Source organism: Streptomyces sp. SudanB5_2050 (assembly GCF_964272335.1).
Classification (GTDB): domain Bacteria; phylum Actinomycetota; class Actinomycetes; order Streptomycetales; family Streptomycetaceae; genus Streptomyces; species Streptomyces rochei.
The window spans coordinates 493,384-509,217 of record NZ_OZ186760.1; the positions used below are offsets into that span (position 1 = coordinate 493,384).

At 71.8% G+C, this 15,834-nt stretch carries 15 protein-coding genes; 3 read left to right on the forward strand and 12 right to left on the reverse strand.

Translation table 11 applies throughout. The features are described 5' to 3' along the window. Nucleotides 1-32 precede the first annotated feature (32 nt). From ACFZP7_RS01760 to ACFZP7_RS01770, 3 genes are read left to right on the forward strand one after another with little or no spacing between them, the layout of a single operon-like run. Nucleotides 33-1,151, forward strand: a complete 1,119-nt coding sequence (locus tag ACFZP7_RS01760) for an ABC transporter substrate-binding protein (protein ID WP_385633642.1) — start codon at nucleotides 33-35, stop codon at nucleotides 1,149-1,151. A 42-nt stretch (nucleotides 1,152-1,193) separates the two neighbouring features. Then, the gene (locus tag ACFZP7_RS01765; protein ID WP_385633643.1) at nucleotides 1,194-1,991 is read left to right on the forward strand and encodes an ABC transporter ATP-binding protein; all 798 of its coding nucleotides are present in this window, start codon (nucleotides 1,194-1,196) and stop codon (nucleotides 1,989-1,991) included. After that, nucleotides 1,978-2,922: an ABC transporter permease gene (locus ACFZP7_RS01770; RefSeq protein WP_385633644.1), complete on the forward strand. Its 945-nt coding sequence runs from the start codon at nucleotides 1,978-1,980 to the stop codon at nucleotides 2,920-2,922. The genes ACFZP7_RS01765 and ACFZP7_RS01770 overlap by 14 nt, the downstream gene beginning before the upstream one ends. 189 nt (nucleotides 2,923-3,111) lie before the next feature. Here the strand turns inward: ACFZP7_RS01770 and ACFZP7_RS01775 are convergent, their stop codons facing one another. The 12 genes from ACFZP7_RS01775 to ACFZP7_RS01830 form a co-directional block, all read right to left on the reverse strand. Beyond that, nucleotides 3,112-4,251: an LLM class flavin-dependent oxidoreductase gene (locus tag ACFZP7_RS01775; RefSeq protein WP_385633645.1), complete on the reverse strand. Its 1,140-nt coding sequence runs from the start codon at nucleotides 4,249-4,251 to the stop codon at nucleotides 3,112-3,114. A 106-nt stretch (nucleotides 4,252-4,357) separates the two neighbouring features. Continuing rightward, a complete protein-coding gene (ssuE, locus tag ACFZP7_RS01780; protein ID WP_062136687.1) occupies nucleotides 4,358-4,915 on the reverse strand; it encodes an NADPH-dependent FMN reductase in 558 nt (185 codons plus the stop codon). 155 nt (nucleotides 4,916-5,070) lie between these two features. Further along, nucleotides 5,071-6,276: an LLM class flavin-dependent oxidoreductase gene (locus tag ACFZP7_RS01785; RefSeq protein ID WP_385633646.1), complete on the reverse strand. Its 1,206-nt coding sequence runs from the start codon at nucleotides 6,274-6,276 to the stop codon at nucleotides 5,071-5,073. Continuing rightward, on the reverse strand, nucleotides 6,269-7,369 hold the full coding sequence (locus ACFZP7_RS01790) for an LLM class flavin-dependent oxidoreductase (RefSeq protein ID WP_127432965.1): 1,101 nt from the start codon (nucleotides 7,367-7,369) through the stop codon (nucleotides 6,269-6,271). Before ACFZP7_RS01790 ends, ACFZP7_RS01785 begins: the two co-directional genes overlap by 8 nt. Next, nucleotides 7,366-8,739 (reverse strand): NtaA/DmoA family FMN-dependent monooxygenase, encoded by a 1,374-nt coding sequence (locus ACFZP7_RS01795; RefSeq protein ID WP_046251682.1) that lies wholly within the window; start codon nucleotides 8,737-8,739, stop codon nucleotides 7,366-7,368. The genes ACFZP7_RS01790 and ACFZP7_RS01795 overlap by 4 nt, the downstream gene beginning before the upstream one ends. A 20-nt stretch (nucleotides 8,740-8,759) precedes the next feature. Next, nucleotides 8,760-9,962, reverse strand: coding sequence for an LLM class flavin-dependent oxidoreductase (locus tag ACFZP7_RS01800; protein WP_385633647.1), 1,203 nt, complete (start codon nucleotides 9,960-9,962; stop codon nucleotides 8,760-8,762). A 26-nt stretch (nucleotides 9,963-9,988) separates the two neighbouring features. Then, a complete protein-coding gene (locus tag ACFZP7_RS01805; protein WP_046251680.1) occupies nucleotides 9,989-10,981 on the reverse strand; it encodes an ABC transporter substrate-binding protein in 993 nt (330 codons plus the stop codon). A 34-nt stretch (nucleotides 10,982-11,015) separates the two neighbouring features. Next, nucleotides 11,016-11,780: an amino acid ABC transporter ATP-binding protein gene (locus ACFZP7_RS01810; protein WP_125536922.1), complete on the reverse strand. Its 765-nt coding sequence runs from the start codon at nucleotides 11,778-11,780 to the stop codon at nucleotides 11,016-11,018. Then, nucleotides 11,777-12,808: an amino acid ABC transporter permease gene (locus ACFZP7_RS01815; RefSeq protein ID WP_385633648.1), complete on the reverse strand. Its 1,032-nt coding sequence runs from the start codon at nucleotides 12,806-12,808 to the stop codon at nucleotides 11,777-11,779. The genes ACFZP7_RS01810 and ACFZP7_RS01815 overlap by 4 nt, the downstream gene beginning before the upstream one ends. Nucleotides 12,809-12,828: 20 nt before the next feature. Continuing rightward, a complete protein-coding gene (locus ACFZP7_RS01820) occupies nucleotides 12,829-13,782 on the reverse strand; it encodes an ABC transporter substrate-binding protein (RefSeq protein WP_385633649.1) in 954 nt (317 codons plus the stop codon). Then, on the reverse strand, nucleotides 13,779-14,315 hold the full coding sequence (locus ACFZP7_RS01825; protein WP_385633650.1) for a GNAT family N-acetyltransferase: 537 nt from the start codon (nucleotides 14,313-14,315) through the stop codon (nucleotides 13,779-13,781). The genes ACFZP7_RS01820 and ACFZP7_RS01825 overlap by 4 nt, the downstream gene beginning before the upstream one ends. After that, the gene (locus ACFZP7_RS01830; protein ID WP_385633651.1) at nucleotides 14,312-15,439 is read right to left on the reverse strand and encodes an LLM class flavin-dependent oxidoreductase; all 1,128 of its coding nucleotides are present in this window, start codon (nucleotides 15,437-15,439) and stop codon (nucleotides 14,312-14,314) included. The genes ACFZP7_RS01825 and ACFZP7_RS01830 overlap by 4 nt, the downstream gene beginning before the upstream one ends. Nucleotides 15,440-15,834: the final 395 nt, after the last annotated feature.

Consider the following 15,834-nt stretch of genomic DNA (forward strand, 5'->3'; position numbering starts at 1 on the left):
CCCCGATCGACCCCTTCCCGAGAGGACACTCCGTGTCTGCCGCAAGACCGCTCACCACCCTGCGCACCATCGCCGTCGTAGCGGCGCTCCCGCTCCTGCTCAGCGCCTGCGGCTACGGTTCCGACGCCGCCGACGACGACAAGCGGACCGAGGTCGCGGCGGGCGCCGAGAAGCTCTCCGCCGACGAGGTGAAGATCGGGTACTTCCCGAACCTCACGCACGCCACCGCCCTGGTGGGCGTCCAGGAGGGCCTGCTCCAGAAGGAGCTGGGCGGCACCAGGATCAAGCCCTCGACCTTCAACGCCGGCCCCTCCGAGATCGAGGCGCTGAACGCCGGCTCCATCGACATCGGCTGGATCGGCCCCTCCCCCGCCATCAACGGCTACACCAAGTCGGACGGCAAGAACCTGCGCATCATCAGCGGGTCCGCCTCCGGCGGCGTGAAGCTCGTGGTCAACTCGGACAGGATCAAGTCCCTGGACGACGTCAAGGGCAAGAAGATCGCCACGCCGCAGCTGGGCAACACCCAGGACGTCGCGTTCCTCAACTGGATCGCGGAGAAGGGCTGGAAGGTCGACGCGCAGAGCGGCAAGGGCGACGTCTCCGTCGTCCGCACGGACAACAAGATCACCCCGGACGCCTACAAGTCCGGCTCCATCGACGGCGCCTGGGTGCCCGAGCCGACCGCGTCCAAGCTGGTCGCCGAGGGCGCCGAGCCCCTTCTCGACGAGGCCGACCTGTGGCCCGGCAAGAAGTTCGTGATCACGAACATCATCGTGCGGCAGGAGTTCCTGAAGGAGCACCCGGACGTCGTCGAGGCGGTGCTGCGCGGCTCGGTGAGGACCAACGAGTGGATCAACGCGAACCCCGATGAGGCGAAGGCATCCGCCAACGCGGCGCTGAAGGCGGAGGCGGGCAAGGCCCTGCCCGCCGAGATCATCGACCCGGCCTGGAAGTCCATCACGTTCCTCGACGACCCGCTGGCCTCCACCCTCGACAGCCAGGCGGAGCACGCGGTGAAGGCCGGGCTGCTGGAGAAGCCCGACCTGGAGGGCATCTACGACCTCGCGCCGCTCAACAAGGTCCTCGAGGCCGAGGGCAAGGACCGCGTGGACGACGCCGGTCTCGGCACCGAGCAGCCGAACAACTGACGAGCGACAACCGCGTTGACGAGGACCCAGGAGGTGACGACCATGGCCACCACGGTCGCCCGGACCGCCCAGACCGCCACGACGGTGACGCACGCCGCCCGCATCGAGCACGTCTCGAAGTCCTTCCCCGCGCCGGGCACGTCCGGCGGGCGGCAGCTCGTCCTGGACGACATCACGCTCGATGTCGCCCCGGGCGAGTTCGTCACCCTCCTGGGTGCCTCCGGCTGCGGCAAGTCCACCCTGCTCAATCTGGTCGCGGGGCTGGACCTGCCGTCCGCCGGCTCCATCGGCACGGACGGCCGGCCCGCCCTGATGTTCCAGGAACACGCCCTGTTCCCGTGGCTGACCGCGGGCAAGAACATCGAACTCGCCCTGAAGCTGCGCGGCGTCGCCAGAACGGAGCGCCGCGCGGAAGCGGAACGCCTGCTGGAACTCGTACGGCTGCGGGGCGCGCACGGCAAGCGGGTGCACGAACTGTCGGGCGGTATGCGCCAGCGCGTCGCCCTGGCCCGGGCACTCGCCCAGGACAGCCGGCTGCTGCTGATGGACGAACCGTTCGCGGCGCTGGACGCCATCACCCGTGACGTGCTGCACGAGGAGCTGACCCGTATCTGGCACGAGACGGGACTGTCCGTGCTGTTCGTCACGCACAACGTGCGCGAGGCGGTGAAGCTGGCGCAGCGAGTGGTGCTGCTGTCCTCACGGCCGGGACGGATCGCCCGGGAATGGACCGTCGGCATCCCGCAGCCGCGCCGCATCGAGGACGGCGCGGTCGCCGAGCTGTCCGTCGAGATCACCGAGGAACTGCGCAGGGAGATCCGCCGCCATGGCCAGCACTGACACCGGCGTCGACGCCGAGAAGAACGGCTCACCGACGGCCGGGGAGCCCGAGGACACGCGGAGCACGCGCGACACGCACGATCTGGCGGGACTGGAGGCCGGGCTCGACGCGCTGGACTCGGTACCGGCCGGCCGTGCCCCGCTGCGCGAGACCCTGGTCCGCAAGGCACTGCCGCCGCTCGCCGCCGTCGCGCTGGTCCTGGTGATCTGGCAGTTGCTGGTGTGGGCCGAGGTCGCCCCCGAGTACAAACTGCCCTCGCCGTCCGGGGTGTGGGACGAGGTGACCGACGCCTGGCGGCAGGGCACGCTCCTCGACTACATCTGGACATCCGTCTCGCGCGGCCTGCTCGGCTTCCTGATGGCACTCGCCATCGGTACGCCGCTGGGGCTGCTGGTCGCCCGAGTGAGGTTCGTCCGGGCCGCCGTCGGCCCCGTCCTGTCCGGTCTGCAGTCACTGCCGTCCGTGGCCTGGGTGCCGCCCGCCGTGCTCTGGCTGGGACTGAACAACTCGATGATGTACGCCGTGATCCTGCTCGGCGCGGTCCCCTCCGTCGCCAACGGCCTCGTCGCGGGCATCGACCAGATCCCGCCGTTGTTCCTCCGCGCCGGACGGACCCTGGGCGCGACCGGCGCGAGCGGCGCCCGGCACATCGTGATGCCGGCCGCGCTCCCCGGCTACCTCGCCGGACTGAAGCAGGGCTGGGCCTTCTCCTGGCGGTCGCTGATGGCCGCCGAGATCATCGCCTCCTCGCCCGATCTCGGCGTCGGACTGGGGCAGTTGCTGGAGAACGGACGGAACAACGCCAGCATCTCGCAGGTGTTCCTGGCCATCTTCCTGATCCTGCTCGTCGGCGTCGCCATCGACCTGCTGATCTTCAGCCCACTGGAGCGGCGGGTGCTGCGGGGGCGGGGGCTGCTGGTGACCCGCTGAACGAGCGCCCGGGCACGGCGTGTCGGCCCGCCGTGCGGTCGCCGTGTCCGCCACGCGACGGCCGAGGCGGCGTGCGAGGCCCCGCACGAACCCGTGCGGGGCCTCGGGCCACCCGGACGAGGGACCGCGGAGGCGGGCGCACACACGGCGCGGTCGCTCCCGCGCGACGGCATGGCGCCCGGGGATCGTTCACGGGCAGCCGGCGCCGGCCGACGGGGCCGCCGTCCGGCCGTAGGGGTGCCGCCACCGTCCTCGCGCCCGCAGCCTGGGCAGGACGCCCTCCCCGAACCAGTAGGCCTCCTCCAGGTGCGGATAGCCGGAGAGCACGAACTCCTCGATGCCCACGGCCGCGTACTCCTCGATCCGCTCGGCGACCTCGTCGTGGCTGCCGACCAGGGCGGTGCCCGCGCCGCCGCGGACCAGGCCGATCCCCGCCCACAGGTTGGGGTGGATCTCCAGCCCGTCCCGGCTGCCGCCGTGCAGGGCCAGCATGCGGCGCTGCCCCTCCGACTCGCTGCGGGCCAGCCCGGCCTGGACCGAGGCCACGGTCCGCGGGTCGAACCCGTCCAGCAGCCGGTGTGCCTGCGCCCAGGCGGCCTCGGCGGTGTCCCGCGTGATGACGTGCAGCCGGACACCGAAGCGGAGGGTCCGCCCTTCGCGCTCCGCCGACGCCCGTGTCCGGGCGATCTTCTCGGCCACCTGCGCGGGTGGCTCGCCCCAGGTGAGGTACACGTCGACGTGCCGGGCGGCGACCTCGACGGCGATCGGCGAGGAGCCGCCGAAGTAGACCTCGGGGACGGGGTCGGGCAATCTCACCAGACGTGCGTCCTCGACCCTGAGGTGCTCGCCGCGCAGGTCGACGGTCTCACCGGCCCACAGCCCGCGCACCACCTCCAGGAACTCCCCGGTGCGGCGGTAGCGTGCGTCCTTGTCGAGGAAGTCCCCGTAGGCGCGCTGCTCGGGGCTCTCGCCACCGGTGACGACGTTGAGCAACAGGCGTCCGCCGGTGTGCCGTTGGAAGGTGGACGCCATCTGCGCGGCGAGCGTCGGGGAGACGAATCCGGGCCGGAAGGCGACGAGGAACTTCAGGCGTTCGGTGTGCTGGGCGACCATGGCCGTGGTCAGCCACGCGTCCTCGCACCAGGCGCCGGTCGGGGTGAGGACGCCGACGAAGCCGAGGTCCTCGGCGGCACGGGCGATCTGGCTGAGGTAGCCGACCGTCGGCGGGCGGTCGTGGCCGGGCTCCGTCGCCGGGGTGCCGTGGCCGCCGCCGACGACATGCCGGCTGTCGCCGTTGGTGGGCAGGAACCAGTGGAAGGTGAGGGACACGCGGGGCTCCGATCGAGTGCGCGGGGTGCGGGGCGGAGAAGTCCGGGCCGGGGCGGCCCGGTGCCCTTCGAGGGCGTGGTGGCCGCCGCGATCACGGGTGCCGCGCTCACCCCGTGGCCGCCAGTACGGTCGTGCGTCCGCCCAGGGCGGCGGAGAACTGGTCCGTGACCTGTGCCAGGGCCTCCGCCGAGCCGGGGGCGACGGTCAGGGTGCCGTCGTCGCCCGCCGTGATGTCCTTGTCGAGGGTGAACCAGCCGGGGACGATGTGGGTCGCGCCCATGGAGCTGAGGACGGGACGCAGCGCGTAGTCGATGGCCAGCACATGGGCGGTGGAGCCTCCGGTGGCCAGCGGGAGCACCGTCTTGCCGGTCAGCGCGTACTGCGGGAGCAGGTCGAGCAGCGACTTCAGCAGCCCGGAGTAGGCGGCCTTGTAGACGGGGGTGCCGACCACGACCCCGTCCGCCCGTTCGACCAGGGCCGTGGCCCGGACGATCGCCGGGTGCCGGAAGTCCGCTCCGAGCAGGGCGTCGGCGGGCAGGTCGCGGACGTTCAAGGGGATCACCTCGTGGCCCTGGGCGGTGAGCCGCTGGTCCAGGTGGCGCAGGAGACGCGCGGTGCGCGAGGTGGCGGAGGGGCTGCCGGAGACGGACAGGATCGTGGCCATGAGAGGGACCTTTCAGGAGTACCGGGTGGGGTGGGGCGGTGTGCCCGTCGGGAGGTGGCGGCCGGCCTCGCGGCGCTCGTACGGGCGAGGGGCCTCGGTGCCGCGGAACCGGCGGCCGACGCCTCCCTCCGGGCCCGGGGCGAACACGGCGGCCGTCACCGCGCGGGCGTCACCGCGGCTTCGGACGGCGCCGGTCCGGGCGTGGCGGCTTCCCGGGCGGGTGTGCCGGAGGTGTGCCCCCGGCGGCGCCATTCCTCCGCGAGCAGTTCGTAGGAGCGGACCCGGTCGGCGTGTCCGTGCGTGATGGTCGTGATCAGCAGCTCGTCGGCTTCGGTGGCCTCCTGAAGCTGCTCCAACCGGTCGGCGACCCGGCCCGGTGAGCCCACGAAGCGGGTGTCGACGCGGTCCCGCACGAGTGCGCGGTCCTCGTCGCTCCACGGGTGGGCCCGCGCCTGGTCGGGTGTCGGGTACTCGATGGCGCCCTCGGCGGTGCGGATGCTGCGCACCCACAGGTCGTACCCGGTGGCCAGTTCCCGGGCGGTGGCGTCGTCCTCGGCGACGAGGACGTCGGCGGAGACGCTGACATAGGGCCGGTCGAGGAACGCGGAGGGCTTGAAGAAGGAGCGGTAGCCGTCCACCGCCTCCAGGACCGTGGCGGGACTGACGTGGTAGTTCGCGGCGAACCGCAGCCCGCGGGCGCCCGCGACCTCGGCGCTCGTGCCGCCGCTGCTGCCCAGGATCCACACGTCGACGTCGGCGCCCTCCCCCGGCACGGCGTGCGCCTCCAGGCCGTCCGCCGAGCGATAGGTGCCGGCCAGCAGGGCGAGGATGTCGTCGATCTGCTGGGCGTAGTCCTGGGACTCGGCGTTCGGCAGCAGGAGCAGCTTGCGTTGCAGGGCGACGCGGGGCGAGGCGAGCAGGTGCGCGAAGGAGAAGCGGGGCGGGATGAGCAGGCCGTTGGGGGTGCGGCCGGCGGCGGCCGGGGTGGTCCCCGGTCCGGTCGCGCCCTCCCCCGGCGGGCGCCCGCCGGAGCGGCCGAGGCCCAGGTCGAGGCGGCCGGGGTGCAGGGCGTCGATCAGGCCGAACTCCTCGACGGTGGACAGCGCGGTGCGGTGACCGAGCTGGACGGCGCCGGAGCCGAGCCGGATCGTGGTCGTGGCCGCGGCGGTCAGGGCGAGGACGACGGCCGGGGAGGTGCCCGCCACACCGGGGTTCAGGTGGTGCTCGGCGAACCAGTAGCGGGCGTAGCCCAGTCGCTCGGCCTGCCGGGCGAGGTCGATGGAGTGGTGCAGGGCGTCCGCCGCCGTGGACCCGGAGGAGATGGGGACCAGGTCGAGGATGCCGAGGGGGATGTCAGTCACGGGCCGGCCCTTCTTCTGTGCGAGCGGTCGGTGATGCCGGAAGTACCGGGGCCCACGCGAACGGCGGGTCCGGGATGTCGTCGCGCAGCACGGGTGCCACCGCCGACTGGAACAGTTCCAGCGAGCGGCGGTGCTGGGTGTCGCTGAGGCCGCCCGCGTCCGCGTGGACGTGGAGCACGGTGTGGCCGAAGCGCTCGTGGTAGCGGTGCACCTTGTCGATGACCTGCTCGGGACTGCCGATCAGGGCGGAGCTGCGCTCGGCGAAGTCCTCCAGGGTCTCGAACACCACGGGCAGTCCGGACCGCCGGGCGAAGGCGAGGTCGGCCTCGAAGACCGGCCGGTAGGCGGCGAGCGCCTGCTGGGAGGTGGGGGCTACGTGGATGCCCGCCGTGCCGGCGCCGATGGCGATCCGGGCGGGGTCGTGGCCGTAGTGCTCCCAGCGTTCGCGGTAGTGGCGGATCAGCTCGGCGTACGGCTCGACGGGATGGGTGACGTTCGCCGAGAACAGCGGGTCGCCGTAGCGGGCGGCGAGGTCGACCGACTCCTTGCTGGTGGCGCTGCCGTGCCAGACCCGCACGGGCCGCTGGTACGGGCGCGGCCGGACCTCCGCGTCCGTCAGCGGGGGACGGAAGCGGGTCGCGGCGGTCACCTTGTCCTGGCGCCAGATCCGTCGGAAGACCTCGTAGCTCTCGGCGTTGCGCTCCCACTGGTCCTCGGGCGTCACGTGGAACAGCTCGCGCTGGGCGGTGCCGTTGCCCTTGCCGATGATCAGGTCCAGTCGGCCCTCGGAGAGGTGGTCCAGGGTGGCGTAGTCCTCGTAGGCGCGGACCGGGTCGAGCAGGCTCAGGGTGGTCACGGCGGTGAAGAGCCGGATCCGCCGGGTGAGCGCCGCGATGTGGCTGAGCACGACGGTCGGGGAGGAGGAGAGGAACGGCCGCTCGTGCCGCTCCCCGACTCCGAAGCCGTCGAAGCCCAGCTCCTCGGCGAACAGGGCGTTGTCGACGACCTCCCGGAAGCGGTCGTGGGTGGGTGTGCGCACTCCGGTGGTGGGGTCGGGGCGGTGCGCGATCAGGGTGATGGCGAGGAACCTCACGACGCGACCCGCTCGGCGCGGAGGTGGTCCGGATGGGTCAGGCCGAGGTGGTCGCGCAGGGTCGTGCCCGTGTACTCGGTGCGGTACACGCCCCGTTCCTGCAGCAGGGGGACGACCTTGTCGGCGAACTCGTCGAGGCCGGTCGGGGTGAGGTGCGGGACGAGGATGAAGCCGTCGCTCGCGTCGGCCTGGACGAGGGCGTCGATGGTCCGGGCGACGGTGGCCGGGGAGCCGACGAAGTTCTGCCGGTTGCCGGTGTGGATGACCAGGTCGCGGATGGACCATGCGTGGGCCTTCGCCAGTTCGCGCCATTCACGGGCGGTGGCCAGCGGGTCCCGGTACATCCGTACCTGGGCGCGGCCCTGGGAGATGTGTTCCTGGCCGACGTCCGGGTCGATGTCGGGCAGCGGGCCGTCCGGGTCGTACGCGGACAGGTCCCGGTTCCAGACGAACTCCAGGTGTCTGAGGGCCGTGGCCCCGCTGACCTGCTGTCGGCGTACCTCGCGGGCGAGTTCCTCGGCCTCGGCGTCGGTGTCGGCGAGGGCGAAGGTCGCCGCGGGGAGGATGAGCAGCTGATCCCGGCTCCGGCCGTACTTGGCCAGGCGGCTCTTGACGTCGGCGTAGAAGGCGCGGCCCGCTTCGAGGGTGCCGTGGCGGCTGAAGATGGCGTCGGCCTCGGCGGCGGCGAACTCGCGGCCCTCGTCGGAGTCGCCGGCCTGGAAGATGACAGGGCGGCCCTGGGGGGAGCGCGGGACGTTGAACCGGCCGTGGATGTCGAAGTGCCGGCCGGTGTGCGCGAAGGCGCCGGCCTTGGCGTCCGCCAGGAACCGGCCGCTCTCCTGGTCGGCGAGGATCTCGTCGCCGTGCCAGGAGTCGAAGAGTTCGTTAGCCGTCGCCAGGAACTCCCTGGCGCGGGAGTAGCGCTCCTCCTGCGGGAGGAAGCCGCCGCGGCGGAAGTTCTCGCCGGTGAAGGCGTCCCAGGAGGTGACGACGTTCCAGGCGGCGCGGCCGCCGGAGAGGTGGTCGAGGCTGGCGAACTGGCGGGCGACCTCGTAGGGCTCGTTGAAGGTGGAGTTGATGGTGCCGGTCAGGCCGAGGTGCTCGGTGACGGCGGCGAGCGCGGCGAGGACGGTGAACGTGTCGGGCCGTCCGACGACGTCCAGGTCGTAGATCTTCCCGCCCTGTTCGCGCAGCCGCAGGCCCTCGGCGAGGAAGAGGAAGTCGAACTTGGCGCGTTCGGCGGTCCGGGCGAAGTGTGTGAAGGAGCTGAACTCTATGTGGCTGCCGGCCCGTGGGTCGCTCCAGACGGTGGTGTTGTTGACGCCGGGGAAGTGGGCGGCCAGGTGGATCTGCTTCGCGGGCTTGGTCATGGGTCCGGGGTCCTTCCGGCTCAGGCGGTGGCGTAGCGGTTGGCGGGGCGGGCCAGGCCCAGCAGGCCGCGCAGGGTGCCGGCCTCGTAGGCGCGGCGGAAGGCACCGCGACGCTGCAGTTCGGGGACCAGGCCGCGGGTGATCGCCGGCAGGTCGTGCGCGGTGACGGCGGGTCGCAGTCGGAAACCGGTCAGGCCGGAGGCGTGCAACTGCTCCAGCCTGTTGGCCAGTTGCGAGGGTGTGCCGGTGAAGACGGGCGCGTCGCCGGTGTACGGCTGTCCGGCGAGCGTGTCGAGCCTTTCGCGGCGTGCCCGCGCGGTGGCGGGGTCGTCGTCGAGGAGGACGACGAGGTCGCCGAAGACGTGCAGGGGCTCAGACGCCCGGCCGGCGGCGTCCTGCTCGGCGCGGATCCGGCCGACGACGGCGCGGGCCTCGTCGGCGTCGCGGGGGGTGACGTAGCCGATGTCGGCGGCCCGGGCCACGAGCCGGTACGGGACGGTGTCGTGGGCGAGGGCGCTGACGATCGGCTGGCCCTGCGGCGGGCGGGGGGTGATGGACGGTCCCCGGACGCTGAAGTGGGTGCCCTCGAAGTCGATGTAGTGCAGCTTGTCGCGGTCGATGAAGCGGCCCGTCGCGGCGTCGCGGATCTCGGCGTCGTCCTCCCAGCTGTCCCAGAGGCGGCGTACGACCTCGACGTGGTCGGCGGCCTCGTCGAACAGGTCCGTCACCGTCGCCAGGGCGTCGGGAGTGTCGTAGGCCGCGATGCGCGGGACGGTGCGGCGGCCGAAGTGGGCCGCCTCGTCGGGGCGCGCGGTGATCTGCACCCTGTACCCCGCGCGGCCGTTGCTGACGTAGTCGAGGGTGGCGATCGCCTTGGAGACGTGGAAGGGCTCGGTGTGGGTGGCGACGACCGTCGGCACGAGGCCGATGCGGCGGGTCAGCGGGGCGACGCGGGAGGCGACGAGGACCGCGTCGAGACGGCCGCGCACCTGGTCGGTGCGGTCGTCCGGACCGAAGGCGTGGGAGGACTGGGGGCCGAGTCCGTCCTCGATGGTGACGAAGTCGAGCAGTCCGCGCTCGGCCTCGGTGACGAGGTCGGCCCAGTAGGCGGCGGTGAACAGGTCCCGGGGCCGGGAGTCCGGCTCGCGCCAGGAGGCGGGGTGCCAGCCGGTGCCGTCCAGGGCGACGGCGAGGTGCAGGGGTGAGGGTTCGGACGGTGACATGAGGGGCCTTTCTCCTGCGGGGTTGCCTACTTGTCGGTCCTGGGCAGTCCCGGCGGGTTGATCCGGGAATCGGTGACGGCCTCGTCGGACAGGCCCCAGCGTTGGAGCACCTTCGCGTACGTGCCGTTGGCGATGATGTGGTCGAGGGCGTCGGCGAGCGGCTCGACCAGGCCGCTGTCCTTCTTCGTGGTGGCGGCGATGAGGCCCTGGAGGGTGGCGCCGGCGCCGGAGGAGGTGCCGACGACCTCGGTCCTGCCGGTGGTGGCCGCGTGGTAGGCGGCGGTCGGGTGGGGGCCGAGGTAGAGATCGATGCGGCCGGACTGGAGGGCGAGGTAGGTGTCGCTCTCGTTCTGGTAGTACTTGATGTCCACCGGTTCGCGGCCGGCCTTCTCGTTCTCCTCGCTCCATTCGACGAGGAGCTTCTCCTGGTTGGTGCCGCTGCTGACCGCGACCGTCCTGCCGGCCAGGTCCTCGGGTCCGGTGACCTTCAGGCCGCTGCCCTTCTTCGCCTCGAAGCCCAGGTTGTCCTCGCGGTAGGTGGCGAAGTCGTACTTCTCCTTGCGCTCCTCGGTGACGGTGATGTTGCTCAGACCCGCGTCGTACTTGCCGCTGTCGAGGCCGACGAAGATGTTCTCCCAGGAGACCGTGTGGATGCGCGGCTCCAGCCCGAGTACGTCGGCGACGAGGTGGGCGAGGTCGGGTTCCACGCCGATGACGGTCTTGTTGTCGGTGGCGTAGAAGGTGAGCGGGGCGGCGGAGCCGGAGGAGGCGACGAGTTCGAGCGTGCCTCGCTCGCGGATCCGCTCCGGGACCTCGGCGGCGATGGAGGCGACCTCGGCGGTCGTGACGCGGTTCTGGTCCGGACTGATGTTGATCTTGGTTTTCGTCGTGCCGCCGGGTGTGGCCGCGACCTCGGTCGTGCCGCCGTCGGTGGGATCGGCGCAGCCGGTGAGGACGAGGGCGGTGGCGAGTCCGACGGCTGCCGCGGCGGTGCGGCGGACGGTGAGGGCGATGGCCATGGTGGTGCTCCTCGCGTGCGGGACGGGCAGGGGGTCAGAGGACCTTGGAGAGGAAGGCGCGGGTGCGCTCGTGCTGCGGGGCGTCGAGGACGGACGAGGGCGGACCCTGTTCCACGACGAGGCCGTCGTCCATGAAGACCACGGTGTCGGCGACCTCGCGGGCGAAGCCGATCTCGTGGGTGACGACGATCATGGTGGTGCCGGTGCCGGCCAGGTCCTTGATGACGTCGAGGACCTCGCCGACCAGTTCGGGGTCGAGTGCCGAGGTGGGCTCGTCGAAGAGCAGCACCTTCGGTTCGAGGGCGAGCGCGCGGGCGATGGCCACGCGCTGCTGCTGGCCTCCGGAGAGCTGGCGCGGGTAGGCGCCGGCCTTGTCGGCCAGGCCGACCCGCTCCAGGAGCCGGCGGCCCGTCTTCTCCGCCTCCCCGCGGGGCTTGCGCAGGGCGGAGACCGGTGCCTCCACGAGGTTGTCCAGCACGGTCAGGTGGGGGAAGAGGTTGAAGTTCTGGAAGACGAACCCGATGTGGGTGCGCTGCCTCAGGACCTGCTTCTCCTTCAGTTCGTGCAGCTTGTCCCCCGCGCGGCGGTAGCCGATGAGTTCGCCGTCGATGCTGATCAGACCGCGGTCGACCTTCTCCAGGTGGTTGATGGTGCGCAGCAGCGTGGACTTGCCGGAACCGGACGGGCCGAGGACCACCGTGACCTCGCCGGCGCGGACCCGCAGGTCGACGCCGCGCAGCACCTCCAGCGGGCCGAAGCTCTTGTGGACACCCTGGACGTCCACCATGACCTCGTTCATCGGCTCTCTCCCACGGGTTCCGGAGTCTTCAGCGGTACGACGGGCCGGTCGCGCCGGGCGGCCGCCGCGCGCAGGCCGCGCAAGAGGCGCCGGACGCGCTGGACCGGTGTCGGTGGCGGGGTGCGGTCGGCGCCCCTGGCGTAGCGGCGTTCCACGTAGTACTGGGCGACCGACAGCAGGGAGGTCAGCACCACGTACCAGGCGGTGGCGACGAGCAGCAGCGGGATCACCCGGCCGTTGCGGCCGTAGATCACCTGCACCTGGTAGAACAGCTCGCCGATGGACATCACGTAGACCACCGAGGTGCCCTTGAGCAGGCCGATGATCTCGTTGCCGGCCGTGGGCAGGATGGCGCGCATGGCCTGGGGCAGCACGATGCGCCGGATCTGCCGCAGCCGGGGGATGCCGAGCGCGGCGGCGGCTTCCAGCTGTCCGTGGTCGACGGAGACGACGCCGCCGCGGACGATCTCGGCGGCGTACGCGGCCTGGTGGAGCGTCAGTCCGATGACGGCGGCGCCGATGGTGCCGATGAGGCTGTTGCTGTCGACCGACCAGAACACCGGGCCGAAGGGGATGCCGATGCCCAGTTCCTTGTAGAGGGCGCTCAGGTTGAACCAGAACACCAGCTGCACGATCATCGGGATCGAACGGAAGATCCAGATGTACGTCCAGGCGACGGTCTGCAGCACGGGGCTGCGGGACAGGCGCATGAAGGCGAGCACGGTGCCCAGGAGGAAGCCGAGGACGGTGGCGTAGGCGGTGAGCTGGAGGGTCACCCACACCGCCCGCACGATGGTCTCGGACAGGACATAGTCGCGGAAGACGCCCCATTCCCACACGGGGTTGGTCGCGAGGCCGTGCGTGAACTGGGCGACCAGTACGAGCACGGTGACGGCCGCGGCCCAGCGGGCGGGGTGGCGGGCGGGGACGACCGTGAGGGAGGCCGGATCGTCCGGTGCGGGCGGGGCTTTCGGGCGGATGCCCGCGGGGGCCGCCCCGGCGGGCGCGGCGTCGGTGGTGGATGCCATGGTGGGTTCCTGCTCAGCTCTTACGTGTGCTCGGGAGGGTTGATGCGCGACGTCTCGATCGCCGAGGCGGAGGTGCCCCACTTCTCGAGGATCCGGGCGTATGTGCCGTCCTTGATCAGCTCGTTGACGGCGGCCCGGAAGGCCTCGGTGAGCGCGGAGCCCTTCTTGAAGGCGAAACCGACGTCGAGGCGGTGGTACTCACCCAGGAAGGCGGTCTGCGAGGCGGGCTGGGACGCCTGGTACCGCAAGCCGTTGATGGTCGACATGATCACGTCGATGCGGCCCTGCTGGAGTGCGGTGAGGGTCGCCGCGTTCTCCGAGTAGACCTTCACCTCGTAGGGCTTCTTCCCGGCCTCGGCGCACACGCCCTTCTGCGCGGTGAGGGTGGTCTCGAAGGTGGTGCCGGCGCCGGTTCCGACGGTCAGTCCGCACAGTTGGGTGAGGTCGGTGACCTTCTCGATCGAGGTGTCGCCCTTCTTCACCGCGAAGCCCTGACCGTCGTTGACGTAGGTGACGAAGTCGATGGTCCGCAGGCGCTCGGTGGTGACGCCGAAGTTGCCGGTGCCGACGTCGTACTTGCCGCTGCCGAGGGCGGGCAGGATGGTCTCGAAGGAGGCGTCCTGGCGCTGCAGTCGCACACCGAGGACCTTGGCGACGGCGTCGGCGAGGTCGATGTCCTGGCCGGCCGGCGCCTTGTCCGGCCCGTTCGGGTAGTACGCCCCCGGCGGGAACCCGATGGAACTGCCGATGCGCAGCGTGCCCGACCGGCGGACGTCGGCCGGCAGCAGGGCGGCGACGGAGTCCACCTTGCGGACGGAGGCGACCGGGTCGTCGGTGGGTGCCGGGGATGCCTGGGCGCCCACGGCCGCGGTGGGGCCGGTGTCGCCGGAGCCGCAGGCGGTCAGCGCGAGCAGCGGCAGCAGCGCCAGGACGGCGGCGCCGCGCTTGCGGCCTCGGAGAACGGGTTGTTTCACAGGTCCGTGGCCTTTCCGGGGGACGTGGTGAGGGGCAGGTGCTTCTCGAAGGGCAGCGGACCGACGGTTTCCGGGTCGGCCCGCATGTCGAACAGCGGCGTGTAGCCGGTGGACAGGTACAGGCCGCGGGCTTCCGGTTGGCGTGGGCCGGTGGTCAGGTAGATCCGGCGGTAGCCGCGGGCGCCGGCCTCGTGTTCCAGTTCGGCGATCACGCGGCGGGCCAGTCCGCGCCGGCGGTGCGCGGAGTGCGTCCAGATCCGCTTCAGCTCGGCCGTGGTCGCGTCGCGGCGGCGGAAGGCACCGCCCGCGACGGGCTCTCCGTGTTCCAGCAGCAGGAGGAGGAGGCCGCCGTGCGGCGGGGTGAATTCCTCGTCCGGGTAGCGGGCGATCTCGGCGTGCGCGTCCCTGCCGTAGCGGGTGGAGTATTCGTGGCCGAGTTCGCGCAGCAGGGGCCGCACGCGCGGGTCGGAGACCGGGACGTGGACGACGGTCGGGCCGGCCGCCCGTGACGGCGTCTCGGCCACGGACGTCATTCGCCCACCGCCGCCAGGAAGCGGGAGCCGCCGGCCGCCCGTCCGGCGTCGCGGCCGGCGACCTCCTCGCGCACGAGCGGGATCACGTACCGGCCGAAGTCGATGGCGTCGTCCAGCAGGTCGTAGCCGCGGGCGGAGAAGATCTCGACGCCGAGGTCGTAGTAGTCGAGGAGCGCCTGCGCCACTGTCTCGGGGGTACCGACGAGGGCGTTGGAGTTGCCCGCGCCGCCGGTCGCCGCGGCCGTCGCGGTCCACAGGGCGCGGTCGTAGCGTTCGCCCGCCTCGGCGATGGCGATCAGCCGTTGCGAGCCGGTGTTCTGCGGGGCGTCGGTGCGGTGGCGCCGCTTCAGCCCGGCCGCGCCCAGCTCCCGGATGGCGCCGACCGTACGACGGGCCTTCTCCCAGGCCAGTTCCTCGGTCGGGGCGATGATCGGGCGGAACGCCACCTGGATGCGGGGCACGTCGGTGCGGCCCGCGGCCTTCGCGGCGGCTCTCACCGCCTCGATCTGCTCCGCGGTCCTCTCCAGCGGCTCCCCCCACAGGCAGTAGATGTCGGCCTCCGCGCCGCCGGCGGCGTAGGCGGCGGGGGACGAGCCGCCGAACGACACCTTCGGGCGCGGCTGCTGGACGGGGAAGACGTCGCTGACGAAGTCGTGGAAGCGGTAGTGCTCGCCCTCGTGGTCGAAGGGCTCGTGCGTGGTCCAGATCTTCTTGACGACGCGGATGTACTCCCGGGTGCGGGCGTAGCGCTCGTCCTTGGTGAGGGTGTCGCCCTCGCGGCCCTGTTCGTGGTCGTTGCCGCCGGTGATGAAGTGGACGGTCAGGCGGCCTTCGCTGATCCGGTCGAGGGTGGCGAAGGTCTTCGCGGCGAACGTCGGGTAGGACACGTTGGGCCGGTGGGCGAGGAGGAGTTGCAGGCGCTCCAGCCGGCTCGCGAGGTACGCGGCGGCCGGGGCGGGGTCGGGTGAGCCGGAGCCGTAGGCGAACAGCACCCGGTCCCAGCCGTGCTCCTCATGGGCTCGGGCGAGACGGAGCGTGTACTCCTTGTCGAAGGAGGCGCCGGAGCGCGGGGTGGTCTCGGAGCCGTCGTTGGTGGCGGCGATGCCGAGGAATTCCACAGGCATGACAGTGGCCCTTTCAGGAGCGACCGCACGCAGGCATGACGAAGCGCCATGCGTGGTGACAGAGGTGACTGACCGTCAGTGATCAGGAGACTGCGGGTGTGACGACGCAGTGCGTCGGGGAAGGCGGTGGTGCGGCAGCGCGCGAAGGGAGAACTCGGCCCGCGACGGGGTCACCGAGGGAGGGAAGGGCCGGTCAGACGGCCCGCTGCCGAGTCAGACGCGACACGCTGCGGACCACACCCGACCGAAGTCGATGTGGTCGCGCGAGACCAAGCGCTGCTGGGCGTTCATGCGAACAATTGAGCAGTACAACGTCCCGCTCGTCAAGCGACGCCCGTATGTCGGACCGCCGACTCCCGCCTCGAAGGCCGCTGTTGACAGCCACGTCGCGTGCG